Raw genomic sequence first — 26,227 nt, 5'->3', positions numbered from 1 at the left:
AAAAACAATTTCCCATCGGAAAGTCGTTTTTTGGTCCAATAACGATAAGAGAAAATAGAAATTAGCGTTATTTTGGGTATTTTTCATTGAATGGGGAAGCTTCATACAGTAGTTTAAGTGATTATTTTTATAATGCATTCTATAGTCTAAGTGCTATTTCATAAAACATCTTACTTATACAAAAAAGACGGTGACTTACATAAGTCACCGCCCAATTCTACTAATGATTCACCGCAATCATCGCACTCGTCTGCCGACCCTAAATGATCTACTTAACTGTTTCATCTTCTCCGACCGGAAGATGAACAGTAAATGGTTTTAAATCTTTAGCAGAGACAAAGCTTGAAAAGTTGAATAGTAAAACAGTGTTTTCCATCTTAAAGTTCTTTATTTTTTCATTCCCGTTTAATTCAAATGTAGATTGATAGTGTGCTGTTGCTTTATCAATTATTTTTACTTTATTCAATGAAATTGAGTGGTTTTTAGGAGGCCACGAATTTTCAGAGTCAATTCTTGATCTATATTTATCATCCACTAACGAAAATGCATATTCAAGGTTATGATGAATAAGATCATGACTCAAGTTTTTTGTAAGTCCTGTAAGTTGATAATCTACTACCAGTTTCTCACCATTTTGGGTAACATCATTTACCTGCAGGCCTAGATTAAAGCGCTGGCTTTTTAAAGTAAATGATTTTTTAACCAATCGCTGCTCTACTGTTGGATCTGCTATATCTAAGCTCGGATAAAAAGTGAGAGATGTAGTGTCGACATTTAGCTTCGGCATACTTGTCCGAACGGTATTATAATATCCATTTTCTTGTTTAGAATCCTCGTAATCTATATCATTTCCAAAATGATATACAGTTCCTTTATTATCAATAGCTTTTAAAATATAAATACCATCACCCTTAAATTTTTTCACAGTCTCATAAACAAGTGAAGACGAGGCTTTAGCTGTCAGAATTTCTTTAAGACGGATTTTGATTTCATCGTCCGGATACTCTTTATCATAATTGAGTGCAATTGTCCTATTTTTTTCTTGTTGAATGGGTATATTAAAATTCCATTCACCTTTGATGCCATTAATCGTATGAATCTTGATCGGAAGTGTGAAATTCTCATTCAATGATTTAAATGGATATACCATTTTCCATTGAAAATGATATCCATTTTCTACTTTCTTTATGTCCTTTGACATACCCTTTAACCAAGGATCATGATCGCCTTTATAATGTTCAAAGTTAACGTCAAAACTGATTTCGCCTTTTTCGTTTATCCCATTTTCAACTGTTTCGTCTACAATGCCCGTAATTGACACTACGCCACCATCAACGTACGCGCTAGTCAATTTGACAGTTACTCCATTTCTTGTAATGGTTTGATTTAGTTCAGTAACAGCATTTTGATAAGCTAAATCAACACCTGTTGAATCATCAAATCCTTGAAAGATTGCGCCTATTACAGGGGCATTAGCCAGTACCTTATTCATAGTAGGGTTAATAAATCCTGAGGCCATGGTGATTCCAAGAATAGCAGCAGTGGTCGCAACAACAATAAGAATCTTCTTTTTCTTCCCAAATCCTCGATCCACATCCATGTTTATTCCTTTAGAAATGGCGTTAAATACTTTTTCTTTTGGTACAGGTATCTCTTCCATTACATTATTGAATTCTTTGTTATCCATGACATTTATCCTCCTCACTTTTATAAACCTTTCTTAACTCTGCTTTTCCTCTGCTTTTCCTCTGCTTAAATATGTTTTGACGGTATTCTCTGGAATTCCCATCACATGACTAATTGTTTTGATAGAGTAATCGTGATAGTAGAATAATAGAATGGCTGTACGATAATTCAGTCTAAGCTGTTGAACCGCATGAAGAAGCTCTGAAGACTCTTCAATGTTTGCATTCGATTCATCCGGCAAGTTTGTTAATAATTCATCACCCAATGAAATGACATTGTCCCTTTTCTTTATCAGATGTCCAGAACATCGAATTACAATTCTAGTGAACCAGGTCGTAAAATACTCTGGATTTCTTAACGAGTTGATGGATTTATAGGCTTGATAAGTTGCCTCCTGTACTACGTCCAATGCATCTGCTTCGTTATGTACATAAAGATAAGCTGTCCGATAGATTCTTTCATAGTGATGTTGAACCAATTGTTCAAATGCATTTTTGTTACCTCTGATTGCTTTTTTAACTAATCGGTGGATTTCTACTTCCATCAATTATCCCCCCTTCACCTATTAGTGGACTCTAGACCTAATAAAAGTTTCAAGATATTATTTTTTTCATTACCATGCAAATAAAATATCTTTAGCTCAAAAAAAAACAGAAACTATTTTGAGTTTCTGTTTTCTGAACTTTAATATTTTTAAGTTTTTACTTCGATTATTCAAACATCAATTAGATGATCAGTTAGTATATTCGACAGGCAATACGATTAATGGAGCTCCGATCATGTTTTTTTCGGCTTTTTTGTTTATGCTTTCATTCTTTTCATCAACACACAGCACTCCACATGGTAGAGTTGTAGTACAACACCCCTGCTCAAACAGGAAGTCTAGTCCACACCCAAAGAAGAGACTACAAAGTTTTTAAATGACTCTGAAAGTTGACCTTGAAAAACAAGTCCTTATAAAAAACGCTCATTCCCCTCTTACTTCGGAAGAAGATCTTATAGCGATTCAAGAACTAATGAAGAGCAATGGAAAAGAGAGTTTGTTTACACATATCACTAAATGCACAGACTATGGAAGCGGAATGCACTTTAAACCAATAGACGTAGTTTGTGGGGGCTATGTAAAGTTCACAACTGCTCATTGCTCTTCACATATCATTGAGGAAGGCATTCTCTTACATACTGTTAAAGATGACCTCAGGGAACTAATTAAAGATAATCTTAAACTAGAAAAGCTTTAAGATATCGCAGATAAAAGGCTGAATTACAATCCGCATTAGCAAATAGAAAAGATACTACAGAAGAATGACAGTTCTTTAAAAAAGAAGTAGAACGTTTTGCTAACCTTGCCATTGATGGTGAACAGGTATTAAAGCAAGTTCTCCAAAGGCTCATTAACAAGATAGAGATTTATAAAGAAGGAAAGGTTAAAATACATTGCAACCTTTCCCACTCACTTTCTTCTTAATTAGGTACAGTTTATTCGACTGTACCTTTTAAAACAAGCTTCACTATCACCTCAACATGACTCGTATGCGGGAACATATCCACAGGCTGCACTTCCTCCGTCACATACCCACCATCTTCAAGAATACGCAAATCACGAGCAAGTGTACCTGGATTACAGGACACGTAGACAACGCGGTTCGGTTTCATTTTGAGGATCGTTTCAAGAAGGGCTTCATCACAGCCTTTTCTTGGTGGGTCTACGACAAGCGTATCTGCTTTAATACCTTCTTTGTACCAATTCGGAATGATGGTTTCTGCTTCGCCGACAGCAAATTCAACATTGTCGATACCGTTCAGTTCTGCGTTTCTTTTTGCATCTTCAATCGCTTCTGGCACGATTTCAACGCCATATACTTTGCCTGCTTTTTGTGCGAGAAATAGTGAAATCGTTCCGATGCCGCAATACGCGTCAATGACGGTTTCTTCACCTTGAAGCTCGGCGTATTCAAGTGCTTTGTCATAAAGAACCTTTGTTTGCTTAGGATTGACCTGATAAAATGAACGAGCTGATATAGCGAATTTGATGTCGCCAATCGTGTCATAAATGTATTCTTCCCCCCACAAAACGGTCGTTTCATCGCCGAAAATGACATTTGTTTTCTTAGAATTCACGTTTTGCACAATTGACCGTACGTGTGGGAAGCGTGCTATAATCTGGTAAATGATTTGTTGCTTGTGAGGAAAATCAGCCGTTCTTGTGACAAAGACGACCATCATTTCACCTGTTGTGATACCGTAGCGAACCATGACATGACGAAGCCAGCCTTTGTGGCGCTCTTCGTTGTATGCTTTTATGCCAAACGCATTGCATGTGTCTTTCACCGCCTGTACCACTTCATCATTTTCTGACTGCTGGATCAGACATTTTTCCATATCAATGATTTCATGGGTACGCTGCTGATAAAATCCTGCAACTAATCCGCCTTCATGCTCTCCTATCGGTACTTGCGCTTTATTACGGTAGTTCCACGGGTCATCCATACCAAGTACAGGATGAACTTTTACACGGCTCATATCAAGCTTTCCAATACGCTCTAGCACGTCTTTTACTTGCTTTTGTTTAAAAAACAACTGTCCTTCATAGCTCATATGTTGGATTTGGCATCCGCCACATTGATTATAAATTGGACATGGTGCTTCCTGCCTGTGCTTGCTTTCCTTTGTTAATTCCATGAGTCGTCCAAAAGCAAATCCTTTTTTAACACGAGTGACTTTGATTTTACCTTGTTCGTCTGGAAGGGCATTTGGTACAAAGATCGGGAATCCTTCAATTTTAGCTACGCCTGCCCCTTCATGCGTTAAGTCCTCAAAGGCAACATCGTAGTATTCGTTCTTTTGAACCGGTGGTTTCATTTTCACCAATTTAATCACCTCATTTGCATAGAAAAACTTGGTCGTCCTGAGAGACCAAGTTACGTTTCTACCCCATTTTTTCTGCTTTTTCTTTCGGAATAATAAATTCAATGTGACGATACAGGTTTTCGAATTCACCTGGTAGCATACCGCCATATTCACCATCTAAATTCAATTGCATTTTATCTTTCACATCTACTTTGACGCGATTCGCTTTTGTGTAGATGACATTATTATCATTTATGTGTTCACCTCTTAAGGCGAGGCTCGCAACTCTAATTGCTTCTGCTAAGTTTACTTTTTTCAAAATAATTAAGTCAAACATTCCATCATCTAATATGGAATCAGGGGCTAATTTTTCAAAGCCTCCTACAGAGTTTGTCAGTGAAACAAGAAACAGCATGATTTCCCCATGAAACAATTTGCCGTCATATTCAATCTCGACTTCAGTTGGACGAATTGATGGGAGCATTTCCATCCCTTTTAAGTAATATGCCAGTTGTCCGAGCATTGTTTTCAGCTTGCTTGGCACTTCATAGGTGAGCTCAGTCAAACGTCCACCACCAGCAATATTAATAAAGAAATGTCCATTGACTCTACCAATATCCAGCGGTTTTGGAACGCCTTCAATGATTGCGTCGGTTGCTTTTAGAACATCCTCTCTTGGAATTCCAAGTGCTCTCGCAAAATCATTGGTTGTTCCAACAGGAATAATTCCAAGTTTCGGTCGATTTTCAAGAGGAGCCAGTCCATTCACGACTTCATTAATCGTGCCGTCACCACCTGCTGCAACAATGAGATCAAATTCCCTGAGTGCGGCTTGCTCGGCCGCTTGTGTTGCATCACCAGCACACGTCGTTGCATGACAAGATGTTTCATAGCCTGCTTGTTCAAATTTTTGTAAGACTTGAGGTAAATTCTTTTTAAAAATTTCTCGTCCTGATGTCGGATTATATATAATTCGAGCACGTTTCATTCATCATCATCCTATATTCATTATGCAAACTATTTTCACCACTAACAACCTTTAATTATACTATGAGATTTAAAAATGGCAACAGAACAGCCGCCTAATATTTGAAATGATATGGTCCTATTCATAAAAACAGCCAATTTTCTGATAAAATGAAAAAAATGATACAAAGGGTGATATTCATGAAGAAACCTGTTTATTTTAATCATGACGGTGGTGTAGATGACCTCGTTTCCTTATTTCTTTTACTTCAAATGGAGCATATTGAAGTGATCGGTGTTTCTGTCATTCCTGCTGATTGCTATTTAGAGCCTGCACTTAGCGCTTCTCAAAAAATCATTGATCGTTTCAGCCCTTATGAAATGGAAACAGCGGCTTCCAACTCTAGAGGAGTCAATCCCTTTCCTAAAGAATGGCGTATGCACGCTTTCTATGTCGATGCCCTTCCGATCTTAAATGAAAAGGGCTCGGTTGAGACAAGGTTGTCCAAGCTTCCTGCTCATCTCCATTTAATCGAATCAATCAAAAAATCAAAACAGCCAGTTACCCTGTTGTTTACTGGACCACTCACTGACCTTGCTCGTGCGTTAAAAGAGGACCCTTCTATTTCAAATAAAATCGAAAAACTAATCTGGATGGGCGGTACGTTTCTTGAAAAAGGCAATGTAGAAGAGCCAGAGCATGATGGAACGGCTGAATGGAATGCATTTTGGGACCCTTATGCAGTCAGCACTGTATTTCAAGAGCACTTCCCTATTGAAATGGTTGCTCTTGAAAGTACAAATCAAGTCCCACTTACACCTGATATTCGTCAGCGCTGGGCAGCTCTTCGTTCCTTTATTGGAATTGATTTTATTGGTCAATGCTATGCTCTCTGTCCACCGCTCATTCATCACGAAACCAATTCCACCTATTATTTATGGGACGTGTTAACAACGATGACCCTTGAATCTACTCAATTTATTCGTTCAAAGGAAGTAAATGCTATTGTCCATACAGAGACTCCTTCACAAGGAAGAACGGAAGAACACTTAGATGGAAAAATGATCAATGTCATCAATTATGTTGAACGGGATGCTTTCTTTCATGCCTTTGAAAAGCTCATGAAGAGAGCAATTTGCCAAATTTCCTCATAGAAAAGCCCCGCCATCAAAGCGGGGCTCCATCTCAATCTTCTTCTACGTATTTCTTTTTGCGTTTAAATTTGCTTAACACTTCATATACGATTGGTACGATAACCAATGTCAGCAATGTTGAACTTGCCAGACCACCAATGACTGTGACGCCAAGGCCTTTTGAAACAATTTGGCTTCCGCCTTCAAATCCTAATGCTAATGGAAGAAGTGCCCCAATTGTCGCAAGCGCCGTCATTAAGATTGGGCGTACTCTTATTGTACCAGCTTCCAGTAATGCCTCTCTTGTTGAGAGTCCTTCTTTCTCTTTATTAATGACTCGGTCAATTAAGACAACGGCATTTGTTACGACGATTCCTATCAGCATCAGCAAGCCAATCATTGCGTTTAAGCTGATCGTTTCTTTCGCTACAAACAATCCGACCAAGGCACCAATGACTGTGAACGGTAGTGAGAACAGGATCGCAAATGGTGCAAGCCCTCCACCGAATGTGATAACTAATACCAGATACACAATGGCAATGGCAGCTAGCATCGCAATCCCTAATTGCGTGAAGGATTCCTGAATATCTGCGCTCACACCGCCTGAATCAATAGTTACACCAGATTTCAAGTCAAGCTTGTCGACCTTTTTCTGTACGTCTTGTGTGACACTCGCTACGTTGTCCGTTGTCATATCTCCGGATACTTCAGCGTAGATTTTACTGTCACGTTTCGTGATTGTATTTGCCGTTGTTCCTTCTTTGACCTTCACGACATCTCCAATTCGGATTTCTTGCCCTGTAGGTGTCGTGATTTTTTTGTCTTCTAAATCTTTCTTACTCTTGTATTCGTCTTTATCTGTTTGAAGCTTCACATCAATTTCTGTGCCGCCCTCTGTCACCTTCGTTAAAGTGATTTCGCTGCTTTGAGGTGCAATCTCTTGTGCAATTTGTGAAGCTGTAAGGCCTAGTTTAGCAAGCTTCTCTTGGTCTGCATTAAATGTGTATTCAGCATATTTATCAGCCAAGCTTGTGCTCACGTTTTTCAAATTCTTCTCGTCTTTTAAAATCTTTTCTACATCGTTTACTGTGCCCTCAATGTCACTTGCTGTATCGCCATACACATAGTAAGTGACAGAATTGCTCGCACCGCCAGATGAGAAATCTTGTAACTTCCATTCACCTTGAGATGCATTTTTTTGAAGATCTTTGCTAATTTTTTCTTTTTCTTTTTCAAATTTCGGTGTGTCATCTTCATATTTGACAAAGAAGAGAGCACCATTTGAAGTTCCGCCAGCATTTTCTATCAGAGCATTTGACGTACCTAATGAATATTGAACTGTATCGACATGCTCACGTTCCATTAAGTATTCTTCTGCTTTCTTCGCTTCATTTTCAGCCTGTTCTCTTGTTTGTCCAGGCTCAGGTGTGTACGTGATTATTGCTGTTTTTTCACTTTCCTGTGGCAAGAAGCTAACGCCAACAAGTGGTGCTAAGAATAAGCTTCCGACAAGCATAAGAACGGCAATTCCAGACGTAATCCATTTATGATTTAATGTCCAGTTCAACACACGTCTGTAGCCAAGTGCTAGCTTACTTGGTTTGTGTTCTTTGAGCTCTTTTCTATTGCCATACAAGTTTTTCTTAAACAAGCTATGTGCCATCATTGGAACGATCGTAACGGCAATAAGAAGTGATGCAAGTAAAGCAAACACAATTGTTAATGCAAATGGGATAAATAATTCACCGATCATGCCACCAACAAGTGCTAATGGCAAGAACACAGCAATTGTGACTATCGTTGAAGACATAATTGGCAAGAACATTTCTTTCGTTGCTTCTCGTACAAGGGCTTTTCCTCGTAACGGTTCATCTTTGAGTGCCATCCGTCTGTATATGTTTTCTATGACGACAATGGAGTCATCCACGACACGACCAATTGCAACGGTCATCGCGCCAAGGGTCATAATGTTCAGCGTAATATCAAGCTGATTTAAAATTAAGATAGCAATTAACAGTGATAATGGGATCGAGATGACCGAGATCAATGTTGATCTGATGTCACGAAGGAACAAGAGAATAATAATAATTGCAAAGATGGCACCAATGATTGCTTTATTCAGCATTGTGCTGACAGATTCTTTGATTGGCTCTGCCTGATCATAAGTTGAACTTATGTTCATTCCATCGTTGTCTTTTTTAAATTTGTCTAGTTCTTTTGTGACTTCTTCTGCAACACTGACTGTGTTTGCATCAGAGCCCTTCATAATTTGAAGTCCGATACTATTTTTACCGTTAGTTCTTGAGATTGATTCTGCTTCTTTTACTACTTTGATATTGGCTATTTCAGATAACTTCACTGTTGGAAGTTCTACAGACTGACTGCCTGCTGCTGCTTGTTGCTCAGCACTTCCACCTGCACCTGCACCTGTATTTCCTATTCCGCCAGAGGCATTACCGGCCCCTCCTGTCACAGGAATACGCATATTTTTCAAGTCTTTCACGCTTAAAATGTTACCGTCCACGACAACCGATTTTTGCTTGTTGCCAAATGTGTATAAGCCAAGTGGCAAGTTTACATCGGAACCTTTGATGATGTTTTGAACGGTTTCTTCATCTAAACCATATTCTTCGAGTTTCTTTTGTTTAAATGAGAATTGCACTTCTTTGATTTGTTGACCAGATGCTTCTACAGATGAGACACCACTCAGACCTTTGAGTGCAGGGATCAAATCATTTTCAACTTTTTCAGTTAATTCCTGTAAGGATTCTTTATCGCCAGACACACTGAGTGCTAAAATTGGAATGGCGTTAATGCTGAAACGTGCGATTTTTGGTTGTTCTGCATTTTCTGGGAAGTTGATATTGCCAATCGCATCTTCAATTTCTTTTTTCGCCTCATCCATGTCTTTGCTATAGTCATATTCAATTTGAATGGATGACGCATTTTCATATGAATTTGAAGTGACGACATTCACTCCATTTAGGTTTTGGATCGTTTTTTCAATTGGATCGGTCACCTTATCTGATACTTCGTCCGGCGTAGCGCCAGGATACGTTGTAGAGACCATAATCACTGGGGTGTTGATATTTGGGATTGATTCTTGTTTCATATTCAATCCGGCATATAGACCAGCAACTGTTACGATAATTGTCATGAGCCATACAGCGAACTTATTCTTTAATACAAAATTAATAATCGAATTCATCGTGTCCTCCATTTTCTTTTATGTATTGACTGACTGGTCATTCTATATCATAATAAACGTTGATATACAATGTCGTCAACCATTTTACGTACGTTTGGCAAAACATTTTAAAGCTGAAGGGGCCTCATTTAATGAACGAAAAAAAGGAAAAAATCATTAAAGTAAGCATCCAATTGTTTGCGAAAAAAGGTTTTTCTTCCACGACCATTCAGGAAATAGCAGATGAGTGCGGAATTTCTAAGGGTGCATTTTATCTGCATTTTAAATCAAAAGAACAGCTCTTAAACAGTGCCTTTGAATATTACATAGAAAATTCCATGCAAGGTCTTGCAAAAGTAAGAGAGATATATCACGAGCTACCTCCAAGAGACATCTTTAAAAAACAAATCACTTACCAATTTCAGCAGTTTGCAGAAAACAAAGATTTTATCATTTTGGTCTTAAGTGAAAACATTATTCCTGAAAACCAGCAAATTAAGGAATATTCTAAAAAAGTAAAGAAGCAATTAAACGAACAAACTCAAATTTCCATTTTATCTACCTATGGATCAAGCATCGAACCTTATGTAACTGACCTGTCAGTCATGATTCAAGGAATCGTTCATTCGTACGCCCAAGTGCTGCTTTTACAGGATAAAGCCGATTTGTCTTTTGACGAGCTTGCCTCATTTATCATTGAACGATTTGATGATTTGGTACATGGTCTTCTTCGTTCAGAAACGCCTCCTATACTTGATAAGTACATTTGGGAGGAACAACCACCACCAAAAGTAGCTCTTTTGGAAGAACTGAGACTGTTAAAGTTGGAAAACGTGCTCTCCGATGATACTGTCATTTCGATCGAAGTGATTGAAGAGGAACTAGCAAAAGACTTACCAAGAAAACCTGTCATTCAAGGGATGCTCTCCAATTTACTAAGTAGTGATGAACCTGCTGTGCTGATAGTTGCTGAACGGATGAAACTGTTCCTTGATTGATCAAACAATCAGGGAAGCGTTTCGTTCACCTTTTTTATTTTTGGATGCGCTCATTGCTCTGCTTTATTATAAGAAAAAGATGCTTCAAAAGATATACGGCGGTGGTCTGAATATATCATAAGACCTCCATCTTTTGGCGCGCGAAAAAACCGCCTTGCTTTTATAGCAGGCGGTTTTTTGTGTATCTATCGTTTTTTGATTTCTTCAAGTAGGATCTTATTGACCATCGGTGGGTTTGCTTGTCCCTTCGATGCTTTCATAATTTGACCAACTAAGAAACCAATCGCACGATCTTTTCCGTTTTTAAAGTCTTCAATAGATTGCGGGTTGTTGTCCAGTGCTTCTGTGACAAGCTTCAACAATGCGCCTTCGTCAGAAATTTGGACTAAGCCTTTTTCTTTCACGATTTTTTCAGCATCTCCGCCGTTTTCGATCAGCTCTTTGAACACCTTTTTCGCAATTTTAGAGGAAATGGTGCCTTTTTCAATTAGCTTGATCATGCCTGCAAGTCCCTGTGGTGTCAGTTTCGTATCTTCCAGCTCTTTTTGAGCAGAATTCAAGTAAGCAGAAACCTCACCCATGAGCCAGTTAGAGGCTTGCTTTGCTTCAGCACCTTCTGTAATGGTTGCTTCAAAGAAATCGGACATTTCTTTGGTTAGCGTTAGTACCATTGCATCGTATGCAGGTAGGCCAAGCTCATCAATGTAACGCTTGCGACGTTCATCTGGAAGCTCAGGAATCGATGCTCTCACGTGCTCTTTCCACTCATCATCAATGTATAGCTCCACTAAATCAGGCTCTGGGAAATAACGATAGTCGTCTGAGCCTTCTTTCACACGCATTAAGAGTGTTTTCTTCGTTGCTTCGTCGTAGCGACGTGTCTCCTGTTGAATGACGCCACCTGAAAGTAAAACTTGTTCTTGACGTTTTTCTTCAAATTCAAGTCCCTTTTGAACAAACGCAAAAGAGTTCAAGTTTTTCAATTCAGTTTTTGTCCCGAATGGCTCTTGTCCAATCGGACGTAGCGAGATGTTTGCATCACAACGAAGTGAGCCTTCTTCCATCTTACAGTCTGATACTCCTGTATATTGAATGATGGATTTTAGCTTTTCTAAGTATGCATACGCTTCTTCAGGTGTACGAATATCTGGCTCAGATACGATTTCAACAAGAGGAGTCCCTTGACGGTTGAAATCGACTAGTGAATAACCATCACCTGTATGTGTCAGCTTCCCTGCATCTTCCTCTAAGTGAAGACGTGTAATGCCGATACGTTTTGTTTTGCCCTCGACTTCGATTTCAATCCAGCCATTTTCACCGATTGGCTTATCAAATTGCGAGATTTGGTATGCCTTCGGGTTATCTGGATAGAAGTAGTTCTTGCGGTCAAACTTCGTTTCAGTTGCGATTTCACAGTTAAGCGCCATTGCCGCTTTCATTGCAAAGTTCACTGCTTCTTTGTTTATAACTGGCAGAACACCAGGGTAGCCAAGGTCAATGACACTTGTTTGTGTGTTGGCAGCTGCCCCAAAAGGTGTCGGCGAGCTTGAGAAGATTTTTGATTGTGTTTTTAGCTCTACGTGGACTTCAAGTCCGATTACCGTTTCAAAGTTCATTCTGTTCACCCCTTACAGTTCAGGTTTTGCTTTATGATGGTCCGTTGCTTGCTCATATGCATGAGCCACGCGATAAACCGTTCCTTCATCAAAGTGCTTTCCGATAATTTGAAGACCTAATGGCAGGCCATTTGCAAAGCCACAAGGTACGCTAATTCCTGGGACACCGGCAAGGTTCACAGGGATGGTTAAAATGTCGTTTGCATACATTGTGAGTGGATCGCTTGTCTTCTCACCAATTTTAAATGCAGGCGTTGGTGTTGTTGGCCCAACGATGACATCATATTTTTCAAATACATCTTCAAAATCTTTTTTGATCAGAGTACGTACTTTTTGTGCTTTTATATAATAAGCATCATAATAACCTGAGCTTAAGGCAAACGTCCCAAGCATGATTCTGCGTTTGACTTCATTTCCGAAGCCTTCAGAACGTGTTTGTTTGTACAAATCAATCAGATTTTCTGCATTGTCTGAGCGATAACCATAGCGAATCCCATCAAAACGAGCAAGGTTCGCGGAAGCTTCTGAAGAAGACAGCAAGTAATATGTTGCAAGTGCATATTTAGAATGCGGAAGAGATACTTCTTCCCATGTTGCACCAAGTCCTTCTAATACTTTGAGCGCTTGAAGAACGGATTCTCTTGCTTCTTCGCCAACGCCTTCTCCAAGGTATTCTTTTGGCACAGCAATCTTTAAGCCTTTGATGTCGCCAGTTAATGAAGAAAGAAAATCAGGCACATCGACATTCGCACTTGTTGCGTCCATTTGATCAACGCCTGAAATCGCTTGAAGAACATATGCGTTGTCCTCTACAGTCCGAGTAATCGGCCCAATTTGATCTAAAGATGAAGCAAATGCGATTAAACCGTATCTTGATACACGGCCATACGTTGGTTTAAGACCAACGACACCACAGAATGATGCCGGCTGACGGATCGAACCGCCTGTGTCAGATCCAAGTGAAAACGGAACCTCACCTGCTGCAACAGATGCTGCGGATCCACCGCTAGATCCCCCTGGAACTGTATTCAAATTCCATGGGTTTTTTGTTGTTTGATAGCCCGAATTCTCAGTAGAAGAACCCATTGCAAACTCGTCCATGTTTAATTTACCAATTGTGACAGCTTGCGCATCTCTTAAACGGTTCACAACGGTTGCATCATAAATAGGATCAAAGTTTTGTAAAATTTTGCTTGATGCTGTTGTACGTAAATCCTTTGTCACAATGTTATCTTTTACACCAATCGGCATACCGAACAGCAGACCAAGCTCGTCTTTTTCCCCAACAGCCTCGTCTAATTCCTTTGCATACGCACGTGCTTTTTCTTCGTCCAGTGCAAGGAATGCTTGTACTTTCTCGTCTACTTCATTGATTCGTTTATAAGACTCGTCCACTAAATCAGAAACAGACAGTTCCTTTTTATGTAAAAGCTCTTTTAATTCAGAAATTTTGTGATCAAACAGTGACATGTCTCCGGCCTCCTTTAGTCCAAAATAGATGGCACACGAATATAGCCGTCTTTATGATCAGGCGCATTTTTCATAACTGCCTCAATTGAAAGACCTTTATTCGGAACATCTTCTCTCATGACGTTTTTCATTTTTAATACGTGTGTTGTTGGTTCAACGTTTTCCGTATCAACCTCGTTTAACTGCTCTGCAAATGAAATGATGCTATCAAGCTGTTCTGTAAACATCTCAGCTTCTTCTTCTGTAATCGCAAGTCTTGCTAAATGCGCCACGTGCTTTACCTCTTCTATTGAAATTCTTGACATGCAGGTTCACCTCCAAAATTGATGCGTGTTGATGGTCATGATCATAAGCCACATACACTTTATCATATCAAATTTTACTGTTCTAAAGCAACTTTACCAAGGCATGGGTACAGCGTATTTTACTTTACACGTCTTTGGCTTTTTATTTTTCAGAAAATTTTTACTTTATTTTGTTTTTGTAATCGTTTACATGCGGATGATTATCACCGATCCGCGCATTTTTCTTAAAAATCAAGAGGTTTAAGAAGGTTGATCACTTGGGAATACTCTGGTAGGTTAAGTAACCATAGCAGTGTGCAGGCAGTCCAAGCGGATATGCCACCAACACTCCTGTATATTTCGAATGAGGTGATGTCAAATTAATACGAAAAAGGTGAGAAAGCAAAATGAATATTGAAGTTACGATTTCCTTAACCATTTATTTTATTGGGATGCTTGCTATCGGTTGGTATGCGTTTAGGAAAACACATACTTTAAATGATTATATGCTTGGCGGACGGGGCCTTGGTCCATTCGTTACGGCACTTTCAGCAGGTGCTGCGGATATGAGTGGTTGGATGCTGATGGGTGTTCCAGGTGAAATGTATAAAACCGGTTTATCGACAACCTGGCTTGCAATTGGTTTAATTGTCGGTGCTTACTTGAACTATTTAATTCTTGCACCTCGTTTACGTTCTTATACAGAAATAGCTGATGATGCAATTACCATTCCTGATTTCTTTGATAAACGATTTAAGGGCTCATCATCCTTATTAAAAGCTGTTTCAGCCATTATCATATTAATTTTCTTTACCCTGTATACTTCGTCTGGGATGGTATCAGGTGGACGTTTATTTGAGTCAGCATTTGGTGCTCATTACATGTTTGGACTCATTTTGACTTCAAGTATCGTCATTTTGTATACATTGTTTGGCGGATTTTTGGCAGTGAGTTTAACGGACTTTGTTCAAGGCGCTATTATGTTTTTAGCATTAGTGCTCGTGCCGATCGTTGCCTTTACACAATTAGGTGGACCTGTTGCCACATTCCAAGATATTCAACAGATTGACCCTAAATTGCTTGATATTTTTAGAGGAACGAGCGTCATTGGCATTATTTCCTTTCTCGCGTGGGGACTGGGTTACTTTGGACAACCGCATATTATTGTGCGCTTTATGGCTATTACGTCAGTAAAGGATTTAAAACCAGCACGCCGAATTGGGATGAGCTGGATGATTATTTCAGTGATTGGTTCACTATCAGTCGGTTTAGTCGGTGTGGCATATGTTCATGAAACTGGGATGAATCTTGCCGACCCTGAAACCATTTTTATCGTCTTTTCTAAAGTGCTGTTCCATCCATATATTACTGGATTCTTACTCTCAGCCATTTTAGCTGCGATTATGAGTTCGATTTCTTCTCAGCTGCTTGTCACAGCAAGTGCATTGACAGAGGATTTATACCGTACATTCTTTAGAAAAAAGGCTTCTGACAAAGAGCTTGTCATGATTGGGCGTATGTCTGTATTGGTTGTAGCCGTGATTGCACTTTGTCTTTCACTCAATCCAAGTGACACCATTCTTGATCTTGTTGGTTATGCTTGGGCAGGATTTGGCTCTTCCTTCGGTCCCGTGATCTTATTATGTCTCTACTGGAAACGAATGAATCACCAAGGTGCACTTGTTGGGATGATTGTTGGTGCAGTTGTTGTTCTCACATGGATCACAACTGGTTTGAATCATTCAACTGGCGTATATGAAATGATTCCTGGCTTTATTTTAAGCGGACTATCAGCCATCATTGTAAGCTTATTGACAAGAAAGCCGTCAAAAGCATCAAAACAGCTGTTTCACAAGATGGAGAATCATCTTGAGGAAGAAACAAGATAACCCCTTTTTTATGAGTCATCTGTGCTATGCGGATGACTCTATTTTCAATTTAATATAAAAAGCTTTTCTTTCTTCCGATTCTGAATAAAATAGAAGTTGTGCAGCCATATGGGCTGTGAGAAGATCATATACATGTTGTGAAACGTAAATGAAGTGAAAGGAGCGATACGCATGTCTTGGACAATTGAATGGGATACTGTCTTAAAATTAGCCGTGGCCACCTTAATTGGTCTGATCATCGGTCTTGAACGTGAGCTCAAGAAAAAGCCGCTCGGCTTAAAAACGTGTATTGTCATTGCTGTCAGCTCCTGTGTATTAACCATCATCAGCATTGATGCAGCCTACAATTTCCCTAGAGTTCCTAAGCTCCAAATGGACCCGCTTAGGTTACCGGCGCAAATTATATCTGGTGTTGGTTTTATTGGAGCAGGTGTGATTCTTCGTAAAAGCAATGATGTGATCTCGGGACTGACGACTTCCGCCATGATTTGGGGAGCGGCAGGACTTGGTGTTGCAACAGGTGCAGGTTTTTATAAAGAAGCCTTCCTCAGTCTTTTCTTTATTCTTGTCAGTGTAGAATTCTTACCATGGCTTTTCCAAAGGATCGGTCCGATTCGCTTACAGGAAAAAGAAATCCGCATCAGAATGTCTCTTTCAGACAGACACCGGATGACGGACATTTTAAAAGAAATGAAGGCACTGAATATTCGCATTCATTCTGTACGAATTGATGATTTAAAGGAAAAAGAATATCCAATCATGGAAGTGCGCGTTCGCGTGCACAAGGATCGTTATACAACAGACGTGTATTATGATATTAAAGATTTAGAAGGTGTTGTTGGTGTGAAGTGTGATACGGTGTAAAAAGTGATGAGACAAAGGTCTCATCGCTTTTTTTATGAGATAAGGGGTTGATCCAATTATCTCATTTAAATAAAATACATGATCAAAAGGAATTTTCAATGGGTTATATGGATAGTAAAAATCGCAGACTTTTATTCACCGTTCTTCTTACAGTTCTATTGCTGGCTGTCATTTCCTCACACTACGTCTCTCCCACATCAACGAATGCAGCAGACAAAAAACAAACAATTACTCCAAAGAATATCATATTTGTCGTTGGCGATGGGATGGGGATGCCAGTCATCAAAGCCTATCGTACGTTTAAACGGGACCTAAAACCCGACATCCTCTCCTGTATGAACAAAGGTTGTCCAGCCCAAGAAAGAGCGCTGATCAAATATGTTCTGAATACTTTATTAGATCGTAATCATCATCATCTTATCGCCCATAAATAAGAAACCCCGCCTGAAAGAAAAGGCGGGGCATTTTTTATGATTGATTGAGTTTTGTAAAATCAAACGTCGTAATTGGTGTCGCTTGCTCGATATCTGATCGGAAGCCGGCGAGCATGGCTTTCTCTTCTTCTCCGATAGTTGCTAAATCAAATGCTTGATGCAGCAGACCGTAAATGAGCATGTGGCGTAAGCGAAGGAAATCAGAAATGTAAACGAGCCACTCATCCTCAAGCTCATTCTCTTCACGATAGCCTTTCAAGAACTGCTTCATAAAGTTCCGTGCAAAAGCGGCTTTGTCTTCGTATGGAATCACTGGATACCACAAGACATTATATAGCAATATGCTAATGTCGTTGATAAACCAGTTGTATCCAATATCATCGAAATCAAAGGTCGTGATTTTCCCATGATCCCAGTGGAAGTTTCCGTGATGTAGATCAGCATGAACCAATCCGTAGGTATCCTGATTTTTCGGAAGTTTTGCGAGCTTTTGCATGAGCCGATCCGCTTGTTCAAACACAAAGGTCTGATCCGCTGGAACATATTTTCGTAATTTTAGCTGCTCTTCTTCATCCCATTCTTGTCTTTTGTAACGAGAGTCTGATAGTTGATAGCTTTTTGTGAGCTGGTGCATACGTCCTGTATATTGCCCAAGTGCATAAAATAACTCATCGTTCCAATCCGCCTCTTCGACTTTTCTACCAGGGGCTTTCTCATACACCCGAAGTAAAAATGCGCCGCCTTGACCGTCTTCTACTTGCTCAATATCACGGCCATTTAATGAAGCAATCGGTTTCGCAACTGAAAGACCGCCCTTCGCTAAATGATGCAGCCACTCCATTTCACCTAAAATATAGTCAGGCGATCTGCGAATGGTATGTGTGATTTTCAAGATAAAAGACTCCCCGTCTTTTGTCATTTCATACACATAGTTTTCGGCATCTGCGATGAAATGGATGTCACTTCGTTGGACCCCGTATAAATGAGTCGCCTCATCTAAAATGTTCGATTCTTCATAAATGGCTTTTACATCTTTATGCATGCTGATTCTCCCTCTTCATATATTTTGCTAATTCGCGAATGATGTGTTTTTCAGCAAAATTCAAATCATCAACATACCAACCCTTCTTTTCTATCTCTACTTCCATTTTGACAGCAAGGGATGAATTTCCTCCTAAATCGAAATGAAAAGTGTAGACTGTAGCTCAAAATCAAGCATCCAAAGAAAGTAATTTGACATATTTATAAGTAGACAATGAGTTTTTTTAGTCTAAATTGAGACATGCATAATATACCAAGTGCTTGTCCAACAAACTGTGAGACAGCGACCATTGAAGCAATAAGAGTAGAATTTGTTAATTGATATGTCAGGATATTAGAACAAGGACATATAGAGAATCTCCAAAGTTCGCTAGGGTTTGATCCCATAATAAAAATGATTTATTTTTTATATTGATCTCCATTTCCTCCTCCATAATTTCCCACGCTTCTATTTCAGGCAACACTTATCTCTATATTTGATACATTTTTACCAATTTAAAAAACCGCCTTTTGGCGGTTTTTTGTTAGTCATATATATGCACAGTTGGTTCTTTATCTTCAGCATTTTTTGTAATCAGTGCTTCTTGTTGATCAGAAGAGGTGATGTTGATTTCAATATTGGTACTCTTATAATAATCCATCACTTCACCCGTTAAGTACTGGGTAAAGGCAACAACTTCTGTTTTTCCGTAAAATTGCATCGGAATCTCAATTTTCATTTTTTGCAAATTCCCGTTTTTATAGAAGCCTTTACCTACAACACCCGTGTAGTTCGGAAAATAATCTTCAACTTTTGTTTTGAAGCGATCAAATCGTTCTGAGTCATCTTTAAAACTCGCTTTTGCATCATTTGAAGGGAAGAAGATATTCTCTTCTTTTAAAGTATCCCATTTGCCAATATCAGTTGAACCAGCTTTCACATCTGTTTTGGCAATGAAGTTTCCTGGAACGATTGAAGATTTGGGCGCTTGCTTGTAGAGAGCAATGGTCACAGGAACCTTTTGTAAGCCATCCATTTGACGAATTCGTTTGATGACTTGTGCTGCGATTTTTTCACCTTCTGTTAACAGCTTCTTCGAGTCTTTGGACGAGTCGATGGTGACCTCCTGCTGTGGGTCTCCAATGTTCTCTCGATAGTAATAGACGGAGTTTAGTGCAAGACCGATGACGACACCGCCAAGCTGCAAACTGTTTTTGTCTTTACGGATTAAGTAATTGTGTTCTAGCATTGAAGCGAGATAAATCGGGCTGTTTTCATTTTTAGACTTTGTTGACCCTGAGCTTGGCAACGCAGGATTTAGTCCTATATTTTTAAAGTCTTTATCTTCTTTTTCTGCTTTTTTTAAGTCACTGCCTGTTTTCTTACGTGCCAACCAGCTCAATACTGTATCCTCATCCAAGTACTGTCCTTCTTGGAAAAGGTAGTCGTTTGTATTAAAGGATTCAGTTGCAAGACGCATGAGGCCTGTTTCAAATTCATCAATATCTAAGCGTGTGTTTAAACGCTCCGCAGTCAGTCCTCGTGCTGCACCTTGTTTAAACGGAAGCACCATTTTGTAGTAAGAATCCGAGATATTATACATCGGGATGATCGCGGTTTCCTTCGTTTCATCCGTTTTTTGCGTCACCTCTTCTTCATCTTTTCCCCCAAAAGGTGCGCATCCTGACAATACAAGTGTGAGCATTGTCAGTAGCATTAACAACTTTTTCAATAGAAAACACTCCTCTTATTTCTTTAGCTCCTCAATCATTCTTGCCTCGTCCCATATTTCGATATTTAGCTCCTCTGCCTTCGTTAGCTTACTTCCAGCCGCTTCCCCAGCAATGACTAAATCTGTTTTCTTACTCACACTTCCTGTTAACTTACCGCCTAAAGCTTCGATTTCTGCTTTTGCATCATTTCGAGAAAGTTGTTCTAGTTTTCCTGTAAGGACGATCGTTTTCCCAGCAAAGTAAGAGTCACTTTCTTCTGCTTTCACTTTCTTTGGCCCAGTGTAATTCATATTGACACCGAGTTTTCTCAATTCTTCTAACAAATCAAGAATTTCTTCTTTTTTAAAGTATGTGACGACAGCGTCAGCCATTTTTTCACCGATCTCATCGACTTCAAGCAATTCTTCCTTTGTCGCCTGTTTCAATTGATCAATGCTTTCAAAATGCATCGCTAATGTTTTGGCAGCTTTCGATCCGATAAATCTGATGCCTAGACCAAACAATAATCGTTCTAGAGAGTTTTCTTTCGATTGTTCAATTGAACGAAGTAAATTGTCTGTTGATTTCTCACCCATACGCTCTAGCTGAATGAGTTGCTCTCTCGTCAATTGATATAAATCTGATACACGATGTACGAGATTTTCTTTAAAGAGCTGTGTAATCACACGTTCTCCAAGTCCATCAATGTTCATGGCATTCCGAGAAACAAAATGAATGAGTCCCTCACGAATTTGAGCTGGACATTCAGGGTTTATACAGCGCAATGCCACTTCTCCTTCAATTCTGACAAGCTCACTTTGACACTCTGGACATTCATCAGGCATCTTGAATTCTTCTTCTTCGCCAGTACGCTGATCTACAAGGACATTGACGACTTCTGGAATGATGTCCCCTGCCTTCTTTATAACCACTTTATCATAGATACGAATGTCTTTCTCTTTGATTAAGTCTTCATTATGAAGGGATGCTCGCTGTACAGTTGTGCCCGCAACCTTCACTGGTTCTAAAACAGCCGTTGGGGTAATCACGCCTGTACGTCCGACATTCAATTCAATAGAAAGTAGCTTTGTTATGACTTCCTCTGCCGGAAATTTATAAGCCACTGCCCACCTCGGACTCTTCGCTGTAAAGCCTAGTTCTTCTTGTTGAGCGAGAGCATCAACTTTAATGACGATTCCATCAATTTCATAGGGGAAATCTGCACGTTTTTGCTGCAAGTCTTCAATCAGCTTAATGACTTCCTCAATCGATTGGCAGGTACGTCTTTCTTTGTTTGTTTTAAAGCCTAATTCATCCAAAAGCGCAAGACCTTCGCTTTGCGATTCGACACCTATCTCATCTAGCTCCGCTATACTGTAGACGAATATATCGAGATTTCGTTTCGCTGCGATTTTTGTATCTAGCTGTCGAAGTGAGCCGGCAGCCGCATTTCTTGGGTTTGCAAACGGTTCTTCTTCATCTTGTAATCTTTTTTCATTTAAGGCTTCAAACGAGTGCTTTGGCATAAATGCTTCGCCTCTTACTTCAATAGAAAGCGGACGATTGATTTTGAGCGGAATGGAGCGAATGGTCTTTAGATTCTCAGTAATATCTTCACCGATTGATCCGTCACCTCTAGTGGCGCCTCTGACAAAAATACCATTTTCATATCGAAGAGATACGGCAAGCCCATCAATTTTCAACTCGACATTGTACGCGATATCATCACCAACCGCTTGACGGACACGTCGATCAAAATCAAGCAGGTCTTGTTCGTTAAACGCATTGCCAAGGCTGAGCATTGGTGTGCCATGTCGCACCTTTTGAAAGGCTTCTAAAACAGCGCCTCCGACCCGTTGTGAAGGGGAATCAGACGATTTCAAATCGGCATGCTCTTCCTCCAAAGAGATCAGCTCATGCATACGCTCATCATATTCAGCGTCAGGAACACTTGGAAGATCAAGTGTGTGGTATTCGTAGTTGTATTGATTCAGAATCTTGTGCAGTTCCTCAATTCGGCGTTTCGCTGTTTCTTTATCCATCTGCTTCTTCCTTTCAATTCATCCATTTTTTCAACATGAAGATTTATTGTTTTTCAATTGGGGCAAACGCGGCAAGCAATCGTTTAATGCCTGTTGGGCTCGGGAATGCGATATCAAGCTCTGTGCTGTCTCCACTTCCTTTCACACTGACAACCGTACCAACACCCCATTTTTTATGTGCTGCCTTATCTCCAACTGCCCACGAAAGACCGCTGGCACCTGTTTGCTGGATGGTCTGCACCTGAGGACGTGAAACAGGTCCTCTTCGTTCAGGTCGCTGTCTTTGCTGACCAAATGGCGTTCTGACGTCTTTCTTTTCATTTAGGTTGTCCAATAATTCCTCTGGTATTTCCCTTATAAATCTTGATTCAGGATTCATATTGGTTCGACCAAATAATGTCCGCATTTGCGCTCCGGATAAGTATAATTCTTCTTCAGCACGGGTGATCCCAACATAGGCTAGTCGTCTTTCTTCTTCCATCTCTGCATCTTCCATTAACGAACGGCTATGTGGAAAGACACCTTCTTCCATGCCCATTAAGAATACGATAGGGAATTCAAGCCCTTTGGCCGCATGGAGTGTCATTAAGGTCACTGCATCTTGCTCTTGGGCTTCATCTTCATCCAATTTATCAATATCTGCAACAAGCGCTAGATCCGTCAGGAAGGTAACAAGCGATTTATCTTCACTTTGTGCTTCGAAATTTTTGGTAACCGATAGGAACTCATCAATGTTTTCAAGGCGGCTCTGTGCTTCAATCGTTTTTTCTGCTTTAAGTGCCTCACGATACTCTGTCTTTTCTAATATTTCATCTGTTAATTCAGTAACAGATAAGTAGTCTTGCATGTTCGTTAATTGTTCAATGAGTTGCTTAAAGCCGTCAAGGGCATTTGCAGCTCTTGCACTCACCCCAATGAAATCCACTTGTCCGAGGGCTTCAAACATTGAAAGATCATTTATTTCAGCATAAGCAGCAATTTTATCCAAAGTGGTTGCACCAACCCCACGTTTTGGAACATTGACAATCCGTGCAAAGCTAATATCGTCATCTGGATTGGCGACAAGTCTTAAATAGGCAAGGATGTCCTTGATTTCTTTTCTGTCATAGAACTTTGTTCCGCCCACGATCTGATATTGAATGTTTGCCTTCAACAGTGTTTCCTCAATGACACGCGACTGGGCATTGGTCCGGTATAATATCGCCATATCAGATAGCTTGCGGTTGCCGCTCCCACTTCCTACAAGCTGACGAATCTTTCCTGCTACAAATTGACCTTCTCCGAATTCATTGTCAGCACGATAATAAGAGATTTTTGCCCCTTCATCATTTTCTGTCCAAAGATTTTTCGGTTTACGGTTTGCATTGTTTTGGATCACTGCATTCGCTGCATGTAAAATTCGCTTCGATGATCGGTAGTTTTGCTCAAGAAGAATGACCTCAGCAGACGGATAGTCTTTTTCAAAGGACAGAATGTTGGTAATATCAGCACCACGCCAACGGTAAATCGACTGATCTGAATCACCGACAACACAAATATTTTGGAAGCGCTGTGCGAGTAATTTGACGAGCATGTATTGCGCCCTGTTTGTATCCTGATATTCGTCGACATGGATATATTGGAATTTACGCTGATAATGCTCTAACACTTCCGGTACTCGCTGAAACAGCCTGATGGTCATCATGATTAAATCATCGAAATCAAGCGACTGGTTTTTGAGCAAGCGTTTTTGATAGTCTGTATATACATCACTTACGACTTGATCAAAATAGTCACCTGCTGTTTTTGCATATTCCTCTGCATCAATCAGTTCGTTTTTTGCACTGCTAATGGAGCCTAGGATGCTACGTGGATCAAATTTTTTCGGATCAATATTCCGTTCCTTTAAAATGTTCTTGATGACCGAAAGCTGATCTGATGTATCTAAAATTGAAAAATTACGATTTACCCCGATGCGATCTATATCTCTTCTTAAAATACGGACACACATACTGTGAAACGTTGAGATCCAAATATCATCTGCACCAGGCCCTAAAATTGCCTGTACACGGTCACGCATTTCCCGTGCTGCTTTATTCGTAAAGGTAATCGCTAAGATGTTCCAAGGCGCGACATGCTTCTCTGCCATTAAATACGCAATACGGTGCGTGAGCACACGTGTCTTTCCGCTTCCCGCTCCTGCCATGAGTAATAACGGACCATCTGTCGCCTTAACTGCTTCCTGCTGCGCCTGATTCAGCCCATTTAAAAGCTGATTTGATATGTAATTCATTTCATTCACCGCCATTTCGAACTTATGTTCTATTTTAAACCGTTTCTTTCGGTTTGACTACTTTTTTACAGCCTGAACTGTGCGCAAAGCTTCTTTAAAATCTTCATAAATGACATTGCCTATAACGACAACATCTGCATACTGCTTAAATTCGGCTGCTTGTTCTGCTGTTTTGATTCCACCACCATAAAAAAGGACGGTATGCTCAAGCACTGCTTTTGTCTCTTTTACAAGCTCAATATCGCCAAGGGCTCCGCTGTATTCTACATAAAAAATGGGCAGTTTCATTAGGTGCTCTGCCACTCTAGCGTATGCGCGAACGTCGTCAATATCAAGTGCTGTATTGGCTTCTGTAAGCTTTGCCGCCTTGCAATCTGGGTTTAAGATGACATATCCTTCTGGCACAAGCTCTTCCATTGACATCAAATCTCCATACTCTTTCATTGCGTCCTTGTGAAGACCAACAATCCAATCAGGATGAGTGCTGTTTAACACGGTCGGAATGAAGTAAAGATCAAAGCCAGGTACAATCAACTCATGAACTGAGACCTCAAGCACACATGGCACAAGGAAGCGGCGCACTTTTGACATCAAATGCAGGACATTGTCCTCTGTCACATTGTCACTTCCACCGATGAGAATTGCATCTGTACCAGATTCACAGATCGCCTCAAGCTGTTCATCTGTTATTTCTTTATTTGGATCGAGTTTAAAGACATGCTTCCACTCGGTAACATCATACATGAAAAACGTTCCTCCATTCGTTTCTTTCCATTTAAATATTATACCAAAATCAGTGACCGCAAAAAACGGGTCAACCCATTTCATATAAAAGTTTCATTCTTTTGAAAACACCACGTCATGAAACTGTCATTCAGGAGACATTAAAAAAACCGCTTTGACCAATGTCAAAACGGCGTGTTTATCATGATTGTCTATTTTCATTAAAATAATGAATCGATGTCAAAGCCCCTTCATCGACCATTTTATTATCTGGAATATCCAAAGGATCAGGGTTTCCGGCTTTCTCTGGCACTTTCTTATTTGACTGAAGCATGCCCGCCCATCTTTTTAGATGTTGTTTGTTTTTTAATGCCAAATATACAGCACTTCCAATTCCGATCCCTGCAAGAACATAAGCATTCACTGGACGTACATTCATGTGTGTTCCCTCCCCTTTTGTTCTTGGTTGTATCTTACCCTGCAGATCAAAATCTAAACGTTTGATGTGTTCAATGGGCTTCGTTCTTTCCCATTAAATTAAAAAGACTGTAAACTAAGCTCTCTCAAAGGAGCATTTGTCTACAGTCTTAATAGCCGCTATTTTGTTTCTTCTTTTGATTGTTGTTCCGCTACGCGGTCAAGCGTCATAATATAAGCATCGTTTCCGTAGTTCAAGCATCGTTTGACACGTGAGATCGTTGCGGTGCTTGCACCTGTCTCCGTCTCAATTTTATGATACGTATTTCCCTCACGAAGCATTCGTGCTACTTCAAGACGCTGTGATAAAGATTGGATTTCGTTGATTGTGCACAAATCATCAAAGAATCGATAGCATTCTTCTAGGTCTTTAAGGGATAAAATGGAGTTAAATAACTGATCTAAGCTTTTGCCCCTTAATTTATCAATTTGCATCTTTATACATCTTCTCCTTTACTATTGGCACGCCGCTTCAATTCAATCCGAAAGTTGGCATGATGCCTGTCTATTTCCGAGGCTGCGAGCCGGCTCTCGACTCATGTTTTTGTTCTAACGCTGAAACGCGGTCAGGTTTCTTTCGTCTGCCGAAGTATCTTTATCGT

At 39.9% G+C, this 26,227-nt stretch carries 20 protein-coding genes; 5 read left to right on the top strand and 15 right to left on the bottom strand.

Annotated features, from left to right (window positions below):
- Positions 1-268: 268 nt before the first annotated feature.
- The 4 genes from ACQKEZ_RS15105 to ACQKEZ_RS15090 all read right to left on the bottom strand — a co-directional run bounded on the left by ACQKEZ_RS15105 (position 269) and on the right by ACQKEZ_RS15090 (position 5,524).
- Entirely contained in the window at positions 269-1,687 is a 1,419-nt protein-coding gene (locus tag ACQKEZ_RS15105; protein WP_427302160.1) for a DUF4179 domain-containing protein, read from the bottom strand.
- A gap of 33 nt (positions 1,688-1,720) precedes the next feature.
- Positions 1,721-2,230 (bottom strand): sigma-70 family RNA polymerase sigma factor, encoded by a 510-nt coding sequence (locus tag ACQKEZ_RS15100; protein WP_427302158.1) that lies wholly within the window; start codon positions 2,228-2,230, stop codon positions 1,721-1,723.
- 935 nt (positions 2,231-3,165) lie between these two features.
- Positions 3,166-4,554, bottom strand: coding sequence for a 23S rRNA (uracil(1939)-C(5))-methyltransferase RlmD (gene rlmD / locus ACQKEZ_RS15095; RefSeq protein WP_427302157.1), 1,389 nt, complete (start codon positions 4,552-4,554; stop codon positions 3,166-3,168).
- A 61-nt stretch (positions 4,555-4,615) separates the two neighbouring features.
- Positions 4,616-5,524 carry a diacylglycerol kinase gene (locus ACQKEZ_RS15090; RefSeq protein WP_427302155.1) on the bottom strand — a complete coding sequence of 303 codons (909 nt, stop codon included), beginning with the start codon at positions 5,522-5,524 and terminating at the stop codon, positions 4,616-4,618.
- Between the two features lie 179 nt (positions 5,525-5,703).
- Between ACQKEZ_RS15090 and ACQKEZ_RS15085 the strand changes: the two genes are divergently transcribed.
- Complete coding sequence (locus ACQKEZ_RS15085; RefSeq protein WP_427302153.1) at positions 5,704-6,657, top strand: nucleoside hydrolase; 954 nt, start codon at positions 5,704-5,706, stop codon at positions 6,655-6,657.
- 31 nt (positions 6,658-6,688) lie between these two features.
- Here ACQKEZ_RS15085 and ACQKEZ_RS15080 read toward each other — a convergent pair whose 3' ends face one another.
- The gene (locus tag ACQKEZ_RS15080; protein ID WP_427302151.1) at positions 6,689-9,844 is read right to left on the bottom strand and encodes an efflux RND transporter permease subunit; all 3,156 of its coding nucleotides are present in this window, start codon (positions 9,842-9,844) and stop codon (positions 6,689-6,691) included.
- 131 nt (positions 9,845-9,975) lie between these two features.
- Between ACQKEZ_RS15080 and ACQKEZ_RS15075 the strand changes: the two genes are divergently transcribed.
- On the top strand, positions 9,976-10,821 hold the full coding sequence (locus ACQKEZ_RS15075) for a TetR/AcrR family transcriptional regulator (RefSeq protein WP_427302149.1): 846 nt from the start codon (positions 9,976-9,978) through the stop codon (positions 10,819-10,821).
- Between the two features lie 185 nt (positions 10,822-11,006).
- Here ACQKEZ_RS15075 and gatB read toward each other — a convergent pair whose 3' ends face one another.
- The 3 genes from gatB to gatC are packed head-to-tail and all read right to left on the bottom strand — an operon-like array spanning position 11,007 to position 14,212.
- Positions 11,007-12,437 carry an Asp-tRNA(Asn)/Glu-tRNA(Gln) amidotransferase subunit GatB gene (gene gatB / locus ACQKEZ_RS15070; protein ID WP_427302147.1) on the bottom strand — a complete coding sequence of 477 codons (1,431 nt, stop codon included), beginning with the start codon at positions 12,435-12,437 and terminating at the stop codon, positions 11,007-11,009.
- A 12-nt stretch (positions 12,438-12,449) separates the two neighbouring features.
- Positions 12,450-13,907, bottom strand: coding sequence for an Asp-tRNA(Asn)/Glu-tRNA(Gln) amidotransferase subunit GatA (gatA, locus tag ACQKEZ_RS15065; protein ID WP_427302145.1), 1,458 nt, complete (start codon positions 13,905-13,907; stop codon positions 12,450-12,452).
- 14 nt (positions 13,908-13,921) lie between these two features.
- Positions 13,922-14,212, bottom strand: a complete 291-nt coding sequence (gatC, locus tag ACQKEZ_RS15060; RefSeq protein ID WP_191097643.1) for an Asp-tRNA(Asn)/Glu-tRNA(Gln) amidotransferase subunit GatC — start codon at positions 14,210-14,212, stop codon at positions 13,922-13,924.
- Between the two features lie 386 nt (positions 14,213-14,598).
- Here gatC and putP point away from each other — a divergent pair, with 386 nt between their 5' ends.
- The 3 genes from putP (at position 14,599) to ACQKEZ_RS15045 (ending at position 17,378) form a co-directional block, all read left to right on the top strand.
- Positions 14,599-16,080, top strand: a complete 1,482-nt coding sequence (gene putP, locus ACQKEZ_RS15055; protein ID WP_427302142.1) for a sodium/proline symporter PutP — start codon at positions 14,599-14,601, stop codon at positions 16,078-16,080.
- A 165-nt stretch (positions 16,081-16,245) separates the two neighbouring features.
- Positions 16,246-16,944, top strand: a complete 699-nt coding sequence (locus ACQKEZ_RS15050; RefSeq protein WP_427302412.1) for an MgtC/SapB family protein — start codon at positions 16,246-16,248, stop codon at positions 16,942-16,944.
- A gap of 47 nt (positions 16,945-16,991) precedes the next feature.
- Positions 16,992-17,378 (top strand): hypothetical protein, encoded by a 387-nt coding sequence (locus ACQKEZ_RS15045; RefSeq protein ID WP_427302140.1) that lies wholly within the window; start codon positions 16,992-16,994, stop codon positions 17,376-17,378.
- A gap of 34 nt (positions 17,379-17,412) precedes the next feature.
- Here the strand turns inward: ACQKEZ_RS15045 and ACQKEZ_RS15040 are convergent, their stop codons facing one another.
- The 7 genes from ACQKEZ_RS15040 to ACQKEZ_RS15010 form a co-directional block, all read right to left on the bottom strand.
- Positions 17,413-18,420, bottom strand: coding sequence for a phosphotransferase enzyme family protein (locus tag ACQKEZ_RS15040; RefSeq protein WP_427302138.1), 1,008 nt, complete (start codon positions 18,418-18,420; stop codon positions 17,413-17,415).
- A gap of 523 nt (positions 18,421-18,943) precedes the next feature.
- On the bottom strand, positions 18,944-20,116 hold the full coding sequence (locus ACQKEZ_RS15035; protein ID WP_427302410.1) for a CamS family sex pheromone protein: 1,173 nt from the start codon (positions 20,114-20,116) through the stop codon (positions 18,944-18,946).
- Positions 20,117-20,146: 30 nt separating this feature from the next.
- Entirely contained in the window at positions 20,147-22,153 is a 2,007-nt protein-coding gene (ligA, locus tag ACQKEZ_RS15030; protein ID WP_427302137.1) for an NAD-dependent DNA ligase LigA, read from the bottom strand.
- Between the two features lie 43 nt (positions 22,154-22,196).
- The gene (pcrA, locus tag ACQKEZ_RS15025) at positions 22,197-24,425 is read right to left on the bottom strand and encodes a DNA helicase PcrA (RefSeq protein WP_427302135.1); all 2,229 of its coding nucleotides are present in this window, start codon (positions 24,423-24,425) and stop codon (positions 22,197-22,199) included.
- A gap of 57 nt (positions 24,426-24,482) precedes the next feature.
- The gene (locus ACQKEZ_RS15020) at positions 24,483-25,169 is read right to left on the bottom strand and encodes a heptaprenylglyceryl phosphate synthase (protein ID WP_427302133.1); all 687 of its coding nucleotides are present in this window, start codon (positions 25,167-25,169) and stop codon (positions 24,483-24,485) included.
- A gap of 181 nt (positions 25,170-25,350) precedes the next feature.
- On the bottom strand, positions 25,351-25,587 hold the full coding sequence (locus tag ACQKEZ_RS15015) for a hypothetical protein (RefSeq protein WP_427302131.1): 237 nt from the start codon (positions 25,585-25,587) through the stop codon (positions 25,351-25,353).
- 158 nt (positions 25,588-25,745) lie between these two features.
- The gene (locus ACQKEZ_RS15010; protein WP_427302129.1) at positions 25,746-26,060 is read right to left on the bottom strand and encodes a YerC/YecD family TrpR-related protein; all 315 of its coding nucleotides are present in this window, start codon (positions 26,058-26,060) and stop codon (positions 25,746-25,748) included.
- Between the last annotated feature and the right edge of the window lie 167 nt (positions 26,061-26,227).

This window comes from Bacillus sp. NPDC077027, assembly GCF_050269555.1.
In the GTDB taxonomy this organism is placed as follows: Bacteria; Bacillota; Bacilli; order Bacillales; family Bacillaceae; genus Bacillus.
Note: the sequence above shows the minus strand (reverse complement) of the source record. Positions and strands in the feature narration are given on the sequence as shown.